Annotated in this window: 17 protein-coding genes; 11 read left to right on the plus strand and 6 right to left on the minus strand. The window is 65.1% G+C overall.

The genetic code is table 11. The features are described from left to right. The first annotated feature begins 101 nt into the window (after positions 1-101). The 9 genes from ftsZ (at position 102) to VSX60_RS05005 (ending at position 10,877) form a co-directional block, all read left to right on the plus strand. On the plus strand, positions 102-1,643 hold the full coding sequence (gene ftsZ / locus VSX60_RS04965) for a cell division protein FtsZ (protein WP_327623044.1): 1,542 nt from the start codon (positions 102-104) through the stop codon (positions 1,641-1,643). A 318-nt stretch (positions 1,644-1,961) separates the two neighbouring features. Then, complete coding sequence (lpxC, locus tag VSX60_RS04970; RefSeq protein ID WP_327623045.1) at positions 1,962-2,900, plus strand: UDP-3-O-acyl-N-acetylglucosamine deacetylase; 939 nt, start codon at positions 1,962-1,964, stop codon at positions 2,898-2,900. A 128-nt stretch (positions 2,901-3,028) separates the two neighbouring features. Then, on the plus strand, positions 3,029-3,910 hold the full coding sequence (locus tag VSX60_RS04975) for an outer membrane protein assembly factor BamD (protein WP_327623046.1): 882 nt from the start codon (positions 3,029-3,031) through the stop codon (positions 3,908-3,910). Positions 3,911-4,079: 169 nt separating this feature from the next. Continuing rightward, positions 4,080-5,753 carry a DNA repair protein RecN gene (gene recN / locus VSX60_RS04980; RefSeq protein ID WP_327623047.1) on the plus strand — a complete coding sequence of 558 codons (1,674 nt, stop codon included), beginning with the start codon at positions 4,080-4,082 and terminating at the stop codon, positions 5,751-5,753. A 2-nt stretch (positions 5,754-5,755) separates the two neighbouring features. Further along, positions 5,756-6,868, plus strand: a complete 1,113-nt coding sequence (locus VSX60_RS04985) for an FAD-dependent oxidoreductase (RefSeq protein ID WP_327623048.1) — start codon at positions 5,756-5,758, stop codon at positions 6,866-6,868. 37 nt (positions 6,869-6,905) lie between these two features. After that, positions 6,906-9,041 carry an NAD-dependent DNA ligase LigA gene (gene ligA, locus VSX60_RS04990; RefSeq protein WP_327623049.1) on the plus strand — a complete coding sequence of 712 codons (2,136 nt, stop codon included), beginning with the start codon at positions 6,906-6,908 and terminating at the stop codon, positions 9,039-9,041. 135 nt (positions 9,042-9,176) lie between these two features. After that, entirely contained in the window at positions 9,177-9,758 is a 582-nt protein-coding gene (locus VSX60_RS04995) for a YbjN domain-containing protein (RefSeq protein WP_327623050.1), read from the plus strand. A 116-nt stretch (positions 9,759-9,874) separates the two neighbouring features. Beyond that, positions 9,875-10,588, plus strand: coding sequence for an AzlC family ABC transporter permease (locus tag VSX60_RS05000; RefSeq protein ID WP_327623051.1), 714 nt, complete (start codon positions 9,875-9,877; stop codon positions 10,586-10,588). Beyond that, a complete protein-coding gene (locus tag VSX60_RS05005; protein ID WP_327623052.1) occupies positions 10,581-10,877 on the plus strand; it encodes an AzlD family protein in 297 nt (98 codons plus the stop codon). Before VSX60_RS05000 ends, VSX60_RS05005 begins: the two co-directional genes overlap by 8 nt. Positions 10,878-10,893: 16 nt before the next feature. Here the strand turns inward: VSX60_RS05005 and VSX60_RS05010 are convergent, their stop codons facing one another. After that, the gene (locus tag VSX60_RS05010) at positions 10,894-11,883 is read right to left on the minus strand and encodes a Tim44 domain-containing protein (protein WP_327623053.1); all 990 of its coding nucleotides are present in this window, start codon (positions 11,881-11,883) and stop codon (positions 10,894-10,896) included. 83 nt (positions 11,884-11,966) lie between these two features. Continuing rightward, positions 11,967-13,154: a vWA domain-containing protein gene (locus tag VSX60_RS05015; protein ID WP_327623054.1), complete on the minus strand. Its 1,188-nt coding sequence runs from the start codon at positions 13,152-13,154 to the stop codon at positions 11,967-11,969. Between VSX60_RS05015 and VSX60_RS05020 the strand changes: the two genes are divergently transcribed. Beyond that, positions 13,153-13,596, plus strand: a complete 444-nt coding sequence (locus VSX60_RS05020; RefSeq protein WP_327623055.1) for a hypothetical protein — start codon at positions 13,153-13,155, stop codon at positions 13,594-13,596. The genes VSX60_RS05015 and VSX60_RS05020 overlap by 2 nt on opposite strands. 3 nt (positions 13,597-13,599) lie before the next feature. Further along, positions 13,600-13,944 (plus strand): helix-turn-helix domain-containing protein, encoded by a 345-nt coding sequence (locus tag VSX60_RS05025; RefSeq protein ID WP_327623056.1) that lies wholly within the window; start codon positions 13,600-13,602, stop codon positions 13,942-13,944. Positions 13,945-14,030: 86 nt separating this feature from the next. Here VSX60_RS05025 and VSX60_RS05030 read toward each other — a convergent pair whose 3' ends face one another. The 4 genes from VSX60_RS05030 to VSX60_RS05045 form a co-directional block, all read right to left on the minus strand. After that, entirely contained in the window at positions 14,031-14,612 is a 582-nt protein-coding gene (locus VSX60_RS05030; protein ID WP_327623057.1) for a c-type cytochrome, read from the minus strand. Positions 14,613-14,864: 252 nt separating this feature from the next. Then, the gene (locus tag VSX60_RS05035; protein WP_327623058.1) at positions 14,865-15,692 is read right to left on the minus strand and encodes a PhzF family phenazine biosynthesis protein; all 828 of its coding nucleotides are present in this window, start codon (positions 15,690-15,692) and stop codon (positions 14,865-14,867) included. A gap of 7 nt (positions 15,693-15,699) precedes the next feature. Beyond that, a complete protein-coding gene (locus VSX60_RS05040; protein WP_327623059.1) occupies positions 15,700-16,140 on the minus strand; it encodes a GNAT family N-acetyltransferase in 441 nt (146 codons plus the stop codon). A gap of 2 nt (positions 16,141-16,142) precedes the next feature. Next, positions 16,143-16,982, minus strand: a complete 840-nt coding sequence (locus VSX60_RS05045; RefSeq protein ID WP_327623060.1) for an AAA family ATPase — start codon at positions 16,980-16,982, stop codon at positions 16,143-16,145. Between the last annotated feature and the right edge of the window lie 41 nt (positions 16,983-17,023).

Here is a 17,023-nt window from a genome sequence, read left to right on the forward strand (position 1 = left end):
TCGGCCGCGAAAACATACGGTGCGCGCCGCGCGCCGCAGCAACTGACAATGCGAACGGCCGCGCGGCGAAACGGCCCGAAACTGCGATAGAGGAACAGGTTATGAGCACGAACCCGAACAAGACCGACATCACCGAGCTGAAGCCCCGCATCACCGTTTTCGGCGTCGGCGGCGGCGGCTGCAACGCGGTCAACAACATGATCAATGCCGGCCTCGAAGGTGTCGAGTTCGTGATCGCCAACACCGACGCCCAGGCGCTGCGCTCGTCCAAGGCCGAGCGGATCATCCAGATGGGCGTCGCCGTCACCGAGGGGCTGGGCGCCGGTTCGCAGCCGGAAGTCGGCCGTGCCGCCGCCGAGGAATCGATCGACGAGGTCTGCGACCATCTCCTCGGCTCGCATATGTGCTTCGTCACCGCCGGCATGGGGGGCGGAACCGGCACCGGCGCCGCGCCGGTCGTTGCGCGCGCCGCACGGGAAAAGGGCATCCTCACGGTTGGCGTCGTGACCAAGCCGTTCCATTTCGAAGGCCAGCGCCGGCTGCGGATCGCCGACGAGGGTATCGAGGAACTGCAGAAGAACGTCGATACGCTGATCGTCATTCCGAACCAGAACCTGTTCCGGATCGCCAACGACAAGACCACCTTCGCCGACGCCTTCGGCATGGCTGATCAGGTGCTGTATTCGGGCGTCGCCTGCATTACCGACCTGATGGTCAAGGAAGGGCTGATCAATCTCGATTTCGCCGATGTGCGTTCGGTGATGCGCGAGATGGGCAAGGCGATGATGGGTACCGGCGAGGCCTCCGGCGAAGGCCGCGCGATGGCCGCCGCCGAAGCCGCGATCGCTAACCCGCTGCTCGACGAGACGTCGATGAAGGGCGCGCGGGGACTGTTGATCTCGATCACCGGCGGCCGCGATCTCACCCTCTTCGAGGTGGACGAAGCGGCGACCCGCATCCGCGAAGAGGTCGACCAGGACGCCAACATCATTCTTGGGGCCACTTTCGACGAAGCGCTGGAGGGGATCATCCGGGTCTCGGTGGTCGCGACCGGTATCGACAAGGTCGAGACGGTCCTCGCCGGGCGCGTCCCCGACCGCCACGCCGTGCCAGCCGCCGCCGCGCCGCGTGCCGTGCCGCAGGCTCAATCGGCGATGACCCATGTCGAAGTCGCGGAGCCGGCGCCCGTTCTCACGGCCGCAGTCGCAGCGGATGAGTTCGAGGAAGAGATCGAAGACGATTTCACCGACGCGCTCGAAGCCGAGATCGCCCAGGTCAGCTCGTTGGCTCCGACCGCCGCGCAATCGGCGCCGCGCATGCCCCGGGTGGAGGATTTTCCGCCGGTGGTCCGCGCCGAGATCGAAAGCCGCGCCGCCGAGCATCACGGGGAGGACCGCGGCCCGATGGGGCTGCTGCGCCGGCTGACGACGGGCTTGTCGCGCCGTGACGAAGAGGACGCCCATCCGGCTGAAATGCGACAGAACCCGGCCGAGAGCCGGAGTCGGGCCGTCGTCGAGCCAAATCCCTATGCGCCCCGGCGTGTGGCGGCCGAATCAGCAGCCCGACCAGCCTCCCAGCCACGTCCCATTGGTGATGAGGATCAGCTTGAGATTCCTGCGTTTTTGCGCCGACAAGCCAACTGATCCCTCACTGTTACCAGTTTGACACAAGGCCCGCCGCGGAACCGGCGGGCCTTTGTTTTTTTAACCTTTTGAAAAATATACGATTTAAGTGGTTGTTAACTGCGTCGACGGTAACAACGGGTAAGAATCCGTGATTTGGCTGGCGAACGGCTCCGTTCTAGGTGTTGCAGCGAGTTTAGACATCTCGATGGCGTGATTCTCTTGGGGAGGGGTGTCAACGGGCGTCGACGGGGCGTCTCCCGATGAGGGTGCCAATCTCCAGGAAGAGCGAATTGATATTCGTTTGATGGTTGGCGGGAAAGGTTGCCAATTGTGTTGATGTTTCAGCAGACGCTTGGTTCGCGGGTCGACTTTGATGGCGTAGGCGTCCACAGCGGTCTTCCTGTCCAGCTGAGCCTGCTCCCGGCCGAGGCCCATACCGGCATCGTCTTCCATCTGTTCGACAAATGCGACCTTCTGCACGAGATCAAGGCGATTTCGGCGAACGCCGCGCTGATGGATCTTTCCACCGTCGTCGGTGATCCGCGCGGCGCTCATGTCGCGACCATCGAGCATCTGATGGCGGCGCTCTACGCCATGGGCATCGACAATGTCGTTGTGCAGATCGATGCGCATGAGACGCCGATCATGGACGGATGCGCTGCCGCCTTCATCGCCGCGATTCGCGAGTCGGGCATCATCAGCCAGGCCGCCAGGCGGCGTTTCCTGCGCGTTTTGAAGCCCGTGACCGTCGAGATGAACGGCGCCCGCGCCGAATACCGTCCGCATAACGGCACGCGATTCGAGATCGAGATCGATTTCGATAGCCCCGTCATCGGGCGTCAGACCTATTGCGCCGATCTCACGGCCGATCGCTTCGCCGCGGATCTGTCGCGGGCCCGCACTTTCGGATTCATGAAGGATGTCGAGCGTCTCTGGGCCGCCGGCTATGCTCTCGGCTCCTCGCTCGATAACTCCGTGGTCATCGGCGACGACGGGCGGATCATCAATCCCGACGGGCTCCGCTATACGGACGAGTTCGTTCGCCATAAGGCGCTGGACGCGGTCGGTGACCAGGCCCTCGCCGGCGCGCGCGTGCTCGGCTGCTACCGCTCCTATCGCGGCGGTCACAAGCTCAACGCGCTGGCGCTGCAGGCACTGCTCGCCGACCATCGCGCCTATGAGATCGTCGAGATGCCCTCACGCCTCGTCGACCCGGTTCGCCATGCGCCGCTCGTTGCGGTGGCCGCGCCTGCCTACGGCCCGCAGACCCTTTAATATAACGTCAAGTGACGGTTCGTCCGGGTCCCCGCGTCATAAAAAAGACGGGTTGGTTCGGCTTTCAACGTTGCTGGCGTCGAGGGCACGGCGTAAACAGGCCTTCGAACGGCAGGGGATCGGCACGAATGAGCAATCCGCACAGCATTGAGATCACGCGTCGCTGGCGGACGGGGCGGCTCGGCCTCGGTCTGGCGCTTGGAATCGCGGCCCTCGGCTTGGGCGGTTGTGCGTCCTCCGGCAACAGCGATGTCGAGGCTTTGGCGCTTGCCGCGCAGACAGAGCCGCCGGACGTCCTTTACAATCAGGGCTTGGCCAATCTCGAGGGTGGTCGTCTGGGCGAGGCTGCGAAGAAATTCGAGGCCATCGATCGCCAGCATCCCTATTCGGAATGGGCCCGCAAGGCGCTGGTCATGAACGCATTCGCCAGCTACCGCAGCGGCGAGTACGAGGCCGCCATCAACTCGGCCAAGCGCTATCTGTCGCTCTACCCTGGCAGCGAGGAAGCCGCCTACGCGCAATATATCATCGGCTTGGCCTATTATAAGCAGATCCCGGACGTCACCCGCGACCAGAAGGAAGCCGCCCGCGCGGCCGCTGCGATGCGCGAGGTGATGGAGAAATATCCCGACTCCGTCTATGCCGAGGATGCTGGCAACAAGGTCCGAATCGCCCGCGATCAGCTAGCCGGCAAGGAGATGCAGGTCGGGCGCTATTACTTGGAACGCCGCGAATACGTTGCCGCGATCAACCGCTTCAAGAACGTCGTCGATGTCTATCCCGAATCGCGGCAGGTCGAAGAGGCGCTCGCGCGCCTGACCGAAGCCTATTACGCCATGGGCCTGACCCGCGAGGCGCAGGCCGCTGCCTCGGTGCTCGGCCAGAACTATCCGGACTCGCCCTGGTATCGCGACTCCTACCAGCTCCTGCAGAGCAAGGGCCTTGCGCCGCGCGAAGGCGGAGCAACGTCCTGGTTTGGCACCATCGGCCGGAAGATCGCCGGCGGCTGACCCCGGCAGTCCGGTTGCTCTGTGGGTCGACCGTTTCTAGTTTGTCGGGCGGCCGGTTGAACGACCGGTCGCCCTTTTCGTTTCCGCCGCCATCCTCTCGCTCGCCGAATGCGCTATCTCGGTAACGCGGTTGCCATTGGGGCGCCGCTTCATTACCGACGATCCGGTCATGCTGGTTCACCTTTCGATCCGCGACATCGTTCTCATCGAACGGCTCGACCTTGCCCTCGGCGAAGGCCTCTCCGTGCTCACGGGTGAGACCGGCGCCGGCAAGTCGATCCTTCTCGACGCGCTTTCGCTCGCGCTCGGGGGGCGGGGCGATGGCGGTCTGGTGCGTCATGGCGCCAAGCAGGGTGAGGTGACCGCGGTCTTCGATCTGCCGGCCGGGTTCGGCGTCCGCACGCTGCTCGACGAGAACGGCTTCGACGACGACGGCGATGTGATCCTGCGCCGCGTTCAGAGCGCCGACGGTCGCACCCGTGGCTTCATCAACGACCGTCCCGCCAGCGTCGCGCTGATGCGACAGGTCGGGCAGGCCCTCGTCGAAATCCACGGCCAGCACGACGACCGGGCGCTGGTCGACCCGGAAGCGCACCGCACCCTGCTCGATCAGTATGGTGGGCTCGAGCGCGAGGCGGCGGCGGTGGCCGGCGCGCACGCGGCCTGGCGGAGCACCGAGCAGGAGCTGCGCGCGCACCGCGCCAAGGTGGAGGCCGCGGCGCGTGAGGCCGACTATATTCGCGCCGCCGTCGAGGAACTGTCCGATCTCGCTCCGATCGCCGGCGAGGAGGACGAACTCGCCGAACGCCGCCAGATCATGATGCGCTCCGAGAAGATCGTGACGGACGTCAACGATGCCCATGAAGAACTGTCCGGGTCGGCGTCACCGATCCCGCCGCTGGCGGGTCTCCTGAAGCGTCTCGACCGCAAGCGCGATCAACTGCCGGGCCTGCTTGATCCCACCATCGAACGGCTCGATGTGGCCCTCGATGCGCTGTCGGATGCCCAGATGGCTTTGCAAGAGGCATTGCGCTCGCTCGAGTTCGATCCGCGTGCGCTGGAAGAAACCGAGGAGCGGCTGTTCGCGCTGCGGGCGGCAGGCCGCAAATTCTCGGTCCCCGTCGACGCGCTGCCCGAACTCACGGCGAAGATGATCGGTGACTTGGCCGATCTCGACGCCGGCGAGGAGCGTCTGGCCCGGCTCGAGGCCGAACTGGCCGAAAAACGGACGCTGTTCGATCGCGCCGCCGCCGCGCTGTCCGAACAGCGTCAGGAGGCCGCGCGGCTGCTCGAAGCCGCCGTGATGGCCGAGCTCCCCGACCTCAAGCTCGATCGCGCGGCGTTTCTGGTCGAGATGGCAAGCGACCCGGACCGGCCCTCGGCCGCCGGTATCGACACGGTCGAGTTCTACGTTCGCACCAATCCCGGCACCCGCGCCGGGGCGATGATGAAGGTCGCGTCCGGCGGCGAGCTGTCGCGTTTTCTGTTGGCGCTGAAAGTCGCGCTCGCCGATCGGGGATCGGCGCCGACGCTGGTCTTCGACGAGATCGACACCGGCGTCGGCGGCGCCGTCGCCGACGCCATCGGCCGGCGCCTGGCGCGGCTCGCCGGGACTGTCCAGGTGCTCGCCGTCACCCCCGCGCCGCAGGTCGCGGCCCGCGCCGCGACGCATCTTCTGAGTTCCAAGGCCGCCGCCGATGCCGGCGAGGACCGGGTTGCAACGCGCGTCGCGCCGATCGGCGCGACGGGACGGCGGGAGGAGATCGCTCGCATGCTTGCCGGCGAAACGGTGACCGACGAGGCCCGCGCCGCCGCCGAACGTCTGATCGGCGCAGGAGCTTGAAGATGGCGAGGCCCGACCGCGTTCTCATCGTCGGCGCGGGCCCGGTGGGGCTTGCCGCGGCCGTCGAGTTCCGTCGGCGTGGCCTTTATCCCCGCATCATCGACGCCGGGGAGGGGCCGACGGACGCGGCCCAGTCGCGAGCGCTTGGCATCCTGCCGACGACGCTCGACATTCTTTCCGCCTCCGGCATTACCGACCGGCTGCTCGCCGAGGGCGGCCACATCGAGAACGCCGAGATTTCTCTCGATGACAGGCGTCTGTTCAGGATTTCGACCAAGCCGGCGCGCACGCGCCACAACTTCATCCTGACGCTGCCGCAGGGGCGCACCGAGCGGCTGATGATCGAGTGGCTCGCGGCCCATGATGTCTCGGTCGAATGGAACACTGCCTTTGTCGCGCTCGCCGATACCCACGCGCCGCGGGTCAGCCTGTCGAATGGCGAGACCGTGGCGGCCGATCTGGTGCTTGGCGCCGACGGCGTTCATTCGGCGGTGCGCGAGGACGTCGGCATTCCCTGGAGCGGCGATGGCTATCCGGCCGAGTTCGCCCTGGCCGACGTGGTCTTCGAGCGGCCGGTCGAGGCATCGACGGCCAGGGCCAATCTCAGGAGCGCAAAAGGCGGCACCGGAGGAGCGGTCGCGCTGCTGCCTCTCAGTGCGACCACGGGCCGCTATGTCGGCATCGCGCCGTCCACCGATGCGCTGCTGGCCGGAATCGAGGGCATTACCTCGATTACCTGGGAATCACGCTTTTCGGTCAGCTTCCGGCATGCCGAGCGTATGGCCAAGGGTCGGGTGTTCCTGGCTGGCGATGCCGCCCATGTTCATTCGCCGGTCGGCGGCCGCGGCATGAATCTGGGCATCTGGGATGCGGGCTGGCTCGCCTATCTCGCCAGCGAGGGGCGTCAGAGCGAATACGAGATGCGCCGGCTGCCCTCGGTGCGGCGGGTGCTGAAGGATACGCGGCAAATGACCGATGTCATCGCCGCGCCGTCGGCCAATATTCTCAATCTGCTGCGCTACGCGATGCCGCTGGCGACGCAACTGCCGTGGGTGCGAAGGATGATCGCCGAGCGGCTGTTGGCGCTCGACCTGCCGCAGCCCGAATGGCTATGACGGGCGCGTATCGAACGGGCAGGGAATCACGGACGCCATGAATGACAAGCCGGTCGACGATCTCGATGAACAGGAGGCGGCGAGCGAGCTCGAACGTCTGGCGCGCGAGATCGCCGAACACGACGGGCGCTATTATCGCGAGGACGCGCCCAACGTCTCGGACGCGGAGTACGATGCGCTGCGCCGCCGCAATGATGCGATCGAGGCGCGGTTTCCCGAGCTGATCCGCTCGGACTCGCCGTCGCGGCGGATCGGGTCGGAGGTGTCGGAGAAGTTCGAGAAGATCCGCCATGCGTTGCCGATGCTGTCGCTCGACAACGCTTTTTCGGATGAGGACGTCGCCGATTTCGCCAAGCGAGTCCGCCGCTTCCTGAAGCTCGCCGAGGACTCAGCCCTGGCGATCACCGCCGAGCCCAAGATCGACGGCCTGTCGCTGTCGCTGCGCTACGAGAAGGGCGAACTCGTCTCGGCGGCGACCCGGGGCGACGGCACCACCGGCGAGGACGTGACCCGCAACGCCCGGACCATCGACGACATTCCGAACCGGCTGAAGGGCGATGCGCCTAAGATCTTCGAGGTGCGCGGCGAGGTCTATATGAGCCACGCGGCCTTCGCCGCGCTCAACGCTCGGCAGGCCGAGGAGGAAAAGCCGGTCTACGCCAATCCGCGCAACGCCGCCGCCGGCTCGCTGCGCCAGCTCGACGCTGGGATCACCCGTGGCCGCGCCTTGCGCTTTTTCGCCTATGCTTGGGGCGAGGCGAACGATGTGCCCGGCAAGACCCAAATGGAAGTCGTCGCGGCCCTCGGCCGGTTTGGTTTTACCACTACCGATTTGATGCGCCGCTTCGACACGATCGAGGGGCTGATCGAGCATTATCACCGGATCGAGGAGAGCCGCGCGAGCCTCGGCTACGACATCGACGGCGTCGTCTACAAGGTCGACGATCTGGCCTTGCAGAAGCGCCTCGGCTTCGTCTCGCGCTCGCCGCGCTGGGCGATCGCCCACAAGTTTCCGGCCGAGCAGGCGACGACGGTGTTGCGGGCGATCGAGATCCAGGTCGGCCGCACCGGCGCGCTGACGCCCGTCGCCAAGCTCGATCCGGTCACCGTCGGCGGCGTCGTCGTCTCCAACGCCACGCTGCATAATGCCGAGGAGATCGAACGGCTGGACGTTCGCGTCGGTGACATGGTGACGATCCAGCGGGCTGGCGACGTGATACCGCAGGTGCTGGGAATCGTCGCCGACAAGCGCCCCGCCGGCACCGAGCCGTTCGAATTTCCGTCGGTCTGCCCATGCGAATTGAAGACCCCCGTGGTGCGCGAGGAAACCGCCTCGGGCGCCCGGAGTGTCGTGCGCCGCTGCACCGGCGAGTTCGCCTGTCCGTTCCAGCGGCGCGAGCATCTGAAGCTGTTCGTCTCACGAAAAGCCTTCGACATCGATGGGCTCGGCGACAAGCAGATCGATTTTTTCTACGACGATCCGGATTTTCGCGTTCGCACACCCGCCGACATCTTCAAGATAGCCGAGACGAACGCCGGCGGCCTGAAGAAGCTGAAGGACAAGGAAGGCTTCGGCGAAGTCTCGGCCAACAACCTCTTCGCTGCGATCGAGGCACGCAGGGCGATTCTGCTCGACCGGCTAATCTTCTCGCTCGGCATCCGCCATGTCGGCGAGGCGACGGCGAAGACGCTGGCGCGCGCCTACGGCACCTTCGAGGCGTTCCACGACGCCGCGCTCAAGGTGGCGGCGGGTGACGAGGAAGCGGGCGCCGAGATGGACGCGCTGGAGGAGATCGGCGGGGCCGTGCTGACCGCTGTCGCGCGGTTCTTCTGCGAGGAGCACAATCTGCGTCTGGTCGAGGATCTGGTGCGGGAACTGACGATCGAACCGGCCGAACAGCCGGCCGCGTCCTCGCCCGTGTCTGGCCAGACCATCGTCTTCACCGGTTCGCTGGAGCAGATGACCCGCGACGAGGCGAAGGCAATGGCCGAGGCGCTGGGCGCCAAGGTCGCCGGATCGGTATCGAAGAAGACCGATCTGGTGGTCGCCGGTCCCGGCGCCGGCTCGAAGCTGAAGAAGGCCGCCGAACTCGGCGTCGAGGTGATCGACGAGGATGCCTGGTTCGAGCGGATCGGGCGCAGTCATGGGGCGGAGACCGGCGAGAGCGGCTGACCGGGCCTCGGCGCGACGTTACAGTCATGCACCGCTGCCACGGGCGGTCGGAGAAATCTGGGGCAATGCGTCGCCCCACCTTGCGGAGCGCCCGGCGAATGCCGAGATTGGGCGCGCTCCAGACAAGGATGATTCATGCTATTCCGCCTGCCGCGCTGCCTGCGCACCGGCCTTGCCGCCGCAATTTTCCTCGTCGGTGCGGGCTTGGCGCCTGTCGCGATCGCTGTGTCCGTCGACAATGACCTTCCCGCCACGAAGACGCCGGTGGCCGCGGACGAGCGTACCGGCTCGGCAAAGCCGGATATTTCCGAGATCGTTCAGGCCGACGACCTGTCCGCCATGGTCGGGATCGCGCTGGGCTATGGCAACGCGGAACTTTCCACCATCGAGAATGGGGACCCCGTGATCGTCGGCGAGATCAATGGCGTCGCCTATCAGCTGTTCTTTCTGAATTGCGCGGACGACCACACCGGCTGCACCATTATGAACTTCTATGCGATCTGGGATGTTCAGGACGTCGCCATTGATGCCATCAACGGATTCAACCGCACCCAGCCTTTCAACAAGGCCTATCTGACGCCGGACAATCTGCCCGTGGTCGAATTGAACCTGTCGACGGTCGGCGGCATGACGCGTGGCCAGCTCGACGACGCCTTCGAGCGCTGGACCATCGCCCTGGCGGAGTTTCCCCGCGAGGTGCTGGGGGAGACGCGGTAGCGAACGCGCCGTTCATTTCCGCCGCGCTTGCGCGGTTCGATGTGACAAAGCATAAGCAAGACTGATTAGACGGTCGCTCGGCGACCGTGTTTCCACGAATCAATCCGAGCAACCCCGTGACCGAATCCGCCCGATCGGAGATCCGCGCCGCGCTGCGCCAGCTCCTGCCCATCCTTTTCGCTGCGTTGCCCTTCGGCATGCTCTACGGTGCGATCGCCGTTGGCGAGGGTCTGACGCTATGGCAGACGATGGGCTTCTCGGCCACCGTCTATGCCGGCGCCTCGCAACTCGCCGCTCTGCAACTGATCGGCATCGGCGCGCCGGTTTGGTCCGTGCTTCTGGCGGTGGTGGCGCTCAACTTCCGGCACGTCCTCTATTCGGCATCCGTGGGCAGACACCTGACGCGTTTTTCGGCGCCCCAGAAGGCGGCGGCGTTCTTCCTTCTGGTCGACCCGATGTTCGGCGCCGCCGAGGCGCGCGCGAGCGGCCAGAAACTGACCAAGACGTTCTATTTCGCCTATGGCCTAGTGCTATATTTCGGCTGGCTCGCCGCGACACTGGTGGGGGCATTGTTCGGCGCGCTGATCGACGATCCGCTCGCATACGGCTTGGATTTCATCCTGCCGGTGTATTTCCTGACGTTGTTGATGACCTTTCGCACCCGCAGTCTGTTCTATCCGGTGGCACTGGCAAGCGCGGCGGCCTCGATCCTCGTCTATCTGACCGTCGGCCCGCCCTGGCACGTCACCATAGGCGGGGGCGCCGGGGTCTTGTTCGCCGCCGTCGCCAAACCGGCGGCGCGGCCGAGGCGCGAGGGCGTCGATGTCTGATATCTGGCTGATCATCGTCCTCGCGGGAGTGCTTACCTACCTCACGCGCGCCGGCGGGCATCTGCTGCTTGCCCGGTTCGGGTCGTTGCCGCCTCGGCTGGAAGCGGCGCTCAACGCTGTTCCGGCGGCGGTGCTGACGACGATCGTCACGCCGATCCTGGTGACCGGTGGTTGGCCGGAGCGCGTCGCGATCCTGGTCTGTCTGGTGCTGTCGTTGCGCCTGCCGCTGATCGCGGTGGTCGCCATCGGGACGGGATTGGTGGCGGCGGCGCGGGCGGCCGGCTTCTGAGCGGGCCGCGCGTCGATCAGTCGGCCTGGATCGCCGACAGTTTCCACGCGCCGCCATTTTCGCGCACGAAGGTCCACAATTCCGTGGTTTCGCTCGGATGCTCCGGATCGCCTTCGACGACGGCACCGCTCTGGCGATCACGCATGACGTCAATCGATTCAAAGCGCATGGCGACCGAGGCGTAGTCGCGCGCCTCCTCGCGCCAGGCTTCGGCCAGATCGCCTTGCAGCAAGGTGACCGCCGTCACGTCATTCTTGCGCCCAGACGTGGCGTTCTCGGAGAGCTCCTCGGCCAGATAGGACATCACTTCCGGTGTGGTGATCTGGCGCAGCGCGGCGTAGTCCTCACGTGAAAACGCCGCCTGGACCTTCTGGAGTTTCTGTTCGAAGGCATCGAGGTCCCGGTCGGTGATGCCGATCTCGTCGGCCGGGCCAGACGATGCTGCTGCCGAGCCTGCGCCGAGTCCGGCTCCTGAACCGATCGACGGGATGCGGAAGCTTCCCGGTCCTGCCGGGCGCGGTGTCTCCTCGTAGGCCCGCCGCTCCGCTGCACCGGAATTGCCGGCATAGGCGCCGCCGGCGCGGTTGCGAAACAGCCGCATCAGCAGTGCCGCGCCGAAAGCGATCAACAGCACTTGGACAAGCAGCGCCAGGAAGCCGCCCATGCCGCCGAAGCCTGTCCCCATCAGCATGCCGAACAGGCCGCCAAGCATCAGTCCGCCGAGAAGACCGCCGCCCAAGCCGCCGAAGAGACCTGGCCGACGTGTCGTCGCGCCGTTCTGAGCGGTTCCTGCGCCCGGCTGGGCAGCCTGGCCCGGCGTCATCGAGCGCTGGACCGGCGCGAAGGATTTCGGCGCCGTGGTCGTGGTCGGTGCCGACTGGAATGTGCGGAAGCCCCGGCTGCCGAAGCTGCCGCCGCGACGCGCGTCGGCATGGTCGACCGCGACGAAGGAGAAAGCGAGGAAGAAGCTTGCAAGCATTGCACCGAAGCGAAGGCGGTTGACCATGTGATGTCCCGTCAAATTGGCGTCCGGCGAGATATGGGAGGCTGAAGCGCCTCTCGCCAGCGGTCCGCGCCGAAATCTTGCGCCTAGCGCGCGAGTTCGCGCGTTGCCTCCTCGATGCCCTTCAGCGTCATCTCGAACATCCGGTCGCCGGTCGCCTCGCGGATCATCTGGATCGACTGTGTCCAGTCCCAGTGTTCGCGCTTGACCGGGTTCAGCCAGACGGTCTTCGGCCATTTGGCGGTAAAACGTTGCAGCCAGACGAAGCCCGGCTCGGGGTTCCAGTGCTCGACCGAACCGCCCGCCATGGCAACCTCGTAGGGGCTCATCGAGGCGTCGCCGACGAACACCGCCTTGTAATCCGATCCGAACGTGTGGAGCACGTCCATGGTGGAAATCGTCTCGGCATGGCGGCGGCGATTGTCCTTCCACAGCCGCTCATACGGGCAATTGTGGAAGTAGAAGAATTCGAGGTGCTTCAGCTCCGAGCGGGCGGCGGAAAACAGCTCCTCGACCGCCCGGACATGGTCGTCCATCGACCCGCCGATATCGAGAAACAGTAGCACCTTGACCGCGTTGCGCCGTTCGGGCCGGGTCTTTACGTCGAGATAGCCGTGCTCGGCGGTGGAGCGGATCGTGGCGGGAAGGTCGAATTCCTCCTCGGCCCCGTCGCGAACCCAGCGGCGTAGCCGCTTCAGCGCGACCTTGATGTTGCGCGTGCCGAGTTCGACGCTGTCGTCCAGATTGCGGAACTCGCGCCGGTCCCAGACCTTCACCGCCTTGCGGTGGCGGCTTTCCTTCTGGCCGATACGGATACCTTCCGGGTTGTATCCATAGGCGCCGAACGGTGACGTGCCGCCGGTGCCGATCCATTTCGAGCCGCCCTGATGGCGCCCTTGCTGCTCTTCCAGGCGTTGCTTCAGCGTCTCCATCAGCTTGTCGAAGCCGCCGAGGCTTTCGACGAGCTTTTTCTCCTCGTCGGTGAGGTGCTTTTCGGCCAGGCGGCGCAGCCATTCCTCGGGCAATTCGCGCATATCGACGCCGCCGGCCTCGCCCGACACCGCCTCGATGCCCTTGAAGATTTCGGAGAACACACGGTCGAAGCGATCGATGAAACGCTCGTCCTTCACTAGGCTGGCGCGAGCGAGATAATAAAAGCCCTCCACGTCGTAGGTGACGAGATCGGCCGTCACCGCATCCAGAAAGGCGAGATGCTCGCGCAGCGTGACCGGCACGCCGGCGGCCTTGAGCTTGAGGAAGAAGGTCAGGAACATGGCCGGAAGGGTAGGGCAGGGAGCGGCGCTTGTCAGCCGGCGGCGTTGTTTCGCGGAAATCGGCGATCTAAGATCGGATCGGTTGATCGCGATACGTCAGTGGCGTATATGTGGGGTGGGGATGGCGTTGGATATTGAAGTCGGTGAAACCCGACGCTTTCTCCTTGATTGCGCGATGTATGGCGTGAATGCGGAAAAGCATGAGGCTCTGCTGCGCCTTCTGAAAGGAGACCCGGTTGTCGGTCGTCAGCGACCTGGGTCACCTTCCTTGTGGGATTGGGAGTTCAGCGGCAATCGGATTACTTATGCTTTGTCAGACGATTGCTCGCGGCTGGTGCTGCTGCGACTAACTCCCGCAGAGGCGCCGAAGGCCAGCCGCCTGCTACAGATCATGAAGCTGATACGAACTATCAACGAGATCAAACGCCTGTTCGGATTGTGAGCCATGTCAAAGAAGATGAGGATCGAAACGCAGGAAGAGGCCGACGTCCATCTCGTCGAGTCCCTCGAACAGGCGTTGAAATGGTTTCAGGGCGATGATTCCGATGTCACCGTCCACACCTTCACGATCGAGGTGCCGGACGTCGCCAAGCTGCGGCGCAAGCTGAAGCTGACGCAGGCCGATTTCGCCCTGAAGATCGGGGTGCCGGTGGCCACGCTCCGCAATTGGGAGCAAGGCCGGCGCTACCCGACCGGCCCGGCGCGAGTGCTGCTCAACGTTTTGGCGCGGCGGCCCGATCTGGTGATGGAGGCGATCGAAGCCTCCCAGCCGGTCGAGGCGGCGGAATAACAGCCTCGTGACGGAGACGTGCCTAAACCGTGTGCTCCGCCCGGCCTTGCCATTGGTGGAGGTCGGGTCGAAGATGAAGGAGCGTCCTACTGGGCGAGCTTGTCGCGGAATTTCTCCGGCACTTGATCGAGCGTCAGTTTCTTCTGCTCCTCGGCGTCGTGCGCGAAGGCGACAAGATCGGCGAGTTCCTGGCCGGTCAAATCGATGACCGCGCCAAATTCCGCCTCCTGCATTGCCGTCATGGCCGATGCGCCGCGCCACATGCGGGCGGCGAATTCGAACGCGTTCATCGGCGATGGCATCTCGGCGGCGTCGAGCGAAGGGCCGACTTCGACCCCGACACCGTTGACCGAATGGCAGACGACGCAGCCCTTGTCGACAAACAGCTTGCGTCCGCGTTCGGCGTCGAGCGGGGGAAGAGCGATGCCGATGTCGCGCATCAAGCCCATCATGCGGTTGACCTGTTCGGGCGGCATCTCCTCGATCGCCTCGAAATCGTGACCGTGCTCATGGCCCTGATGCATTTCGCGCATCTGTTCGAGCGGAGCGGACGCGCCGTGATCGTCGTCTTTCGTCTCCGAGGAATGACCGGCAGCAGCCATGGCGCCGGCGGGCGCGAGTGCCATGGATACGGCCACGGCCGCCATGGCAAGGGTGACATGGGACATCGTCATAGTCCTTTCAGATTATCGCAAAAGCACCGTCTCGCGCCTTCAGGATCTGCAAAGGACGCCGTCGGTTCAGGAAACACACCATAATCTCATCCGAAAGCCGAGACCGTGGCCGCAACGATGATGTAGCGTCGAACAAATGGTAGGGCGTTGATCCACATCAATTCCGGGCTGCGCAACCCTGATGTGCCGCCTTACGAAGTTCTGGAGAACGGCGCCGTCCGGATCGGTCAGGCGGACCGGCGCGGTTCAGCTTGGCAGAGAGATCTCACCCTTGAGATAGAGCACGCCCTGGCCGGCCACGACGACGGTCTCGCCGTCCAGCCGGCAGCGCAGATCGCCGCCGCGGCTCGACACCTGCCGGACCGTGAACTGGGTTTTTCCCAGCCGCCCGGCCCAATAGGGCACCAGCGAGCAATGGGCCGAGCCGGTGACCGGATCCTCGTCGATGCCGGCCTTCGGCGCGAACATGCGCGAGACGAAGTCGACGGCGTCGCCGGGCGCCGTCGCGATGACGTTGCGCGGTGGCAAAGCCGCGATCGCTCTTATGTCCGGCGCCAGACCGACGATTTCGGCCTCGGTCTCGAAGACGGCGAGGTAGGAGGTGTCGCCGGGGACGGCGAAGGAGACCACCGCCTGCGGCCGGGCGCCGAGGGCGTCGGCCAGCCTGTCGATATCGGCCGCCTCGACGGTTCCGGCCTCGTGACGACGCGGGAAGCGCATCACATACCAGCCGTCATCGCCCCGCGTCACGCTGAGCTCGCCCGATTCCTGTGTGACGAAGGTCAGCGTCGCCGCGGTCTCCCCGAGGCATTCGGTGAGGACGAACGCGGTGGCCAGTGTCGCGTGGCCGCAGAGCGGCACCTCGATCGCCGGGGTGAACCAGCGCAGCTCCCAGCGTGCCTCGCCGGCCGGCACGAAGAAGGCGGTTTCGGCGAGGTTGTTCTCGGCCGCAATCGCCTGCATCGTTGCGTCCGGCAGCCAGGATTCGAGCGGCACCACGGCCGCCGGATTGCCGGAAAACAGCCGGTCGGTGAAGGCGTCAACCTGATAGAGGGGGAGGCGGGTTGCTGTCATGTCGGTCTCAGCGCTGATATTTGATGAACGGCGTTTTGCTCCCGACTCGATCATAGAGCTGGCGGCCCGTGTAGTTGAACTCCTGCGTCATCCAGTAGACGGCGGGACAACCGGCGTCGTCCGCCGCCGCATAGACAGCTTCGATCAGTTTTCGGCCGACGCCCAGGCCTCGTGCGGCCGGGTCGGCGAAGAGATCCTGCAGATAGACGACGTTCTCGCTGCGCCAACAATGGCGATGCTGCAAGTAGTGTACGAGACCGACAATCTGGCCGTCACGGACCGCCAGTAGGCCGCATGGGTCGTAGAGCGCCTGGCCGAGCAATCGCGCGAAGGTCGTTGCGTAGACCTCCTCGGTGATCGTGGTCCCGTAGAATTGGAGATAGGCGGTCCAGAGCCGTCGCCAGTCGGCTTCGTCCGTGGCTTCCAACGGGCGGACCGTAATGGTCATGCTCACCCCTTCCGCCGCGCCAAAAACGCCAATCGCTCGAACAGATGCACGTCCTGTTCGTTCTTCAACAGCGCGCCGGCGAGCTTCGGCAGGGCGCTGGTCGGGCTCTCCCTGAGGTCCTTGGGCTCGATGTCCTCGGCGACGAGCAGGCGAATCCAGTCCAGCGCCTCCGAGGTCGACGGCCGTTTCTTGACGCCCGGCTGCTCGCGCAGCTCGTAGAACTGGGTCAGCGCGGCGCGCACCAACTCCTTCTTGATGCCGGGATGATGCACCTCGACGATCTTCGTCAGCGTTTCGGGATCGGGGAACTGGATGTAGTGGAAGAAGCAGCGACGCAGGAACGCGTCCGGCAGCTCCTTCTCGTTGTTCGAGGTGACGACGACGATCGGCCGGTGCCTGGCCCTGACCGTCTCGTCGGTCTCGTAGACGTCGAATTCCATCTTATCGAGCTCCTGCAGGAGATCGTTGGGAAACTCGATGTCGGCCTTGTCGATCTCGTCGATCAACAGGACGACGCGCTCGTCGGAGGCAAAGGCCTCCCACAGCTTGCCGCGGCGAATATAGTTGCGGATATCGTTGACCTTCTCGTCGCCGAGCTGGCTGTCGCGCAGCCGCGAGACGGCGTCGTATTCGTAGAGGCCCTGCGCCGCCCGCGTCGTGGACTTCACCGTCCACTGGATCAGCCTGAGCCCCAGCGCCTCGGCGATCTGGAAGGCCAGTTCCGTCTTGCCGGTGCCCGGCTCGCCCTTGACCAGCAATGGACGTTCGAGGGTGATCGCGGCGTTGACCGCGACCATCAGATCCTTGCCGGCCACATAGGCGTCGGTTCCGGTAAAGCGCATGCGTGTCATCCTGTTTTGCTGTTGCCGGCAACCATAAGGTC

The organism is Aurantimonas sp. A3-2-R12, from assembly GCF_036016755.1.
In the GTDB taxonomy this organism is placed as follows: domain Bacteria; phylum Pseudomonadota; class Alphaproteobacteria; order Rhizobiales; family Rhizobiaceae; genus Aurantimonas; species Aurantimonas coralicida_A.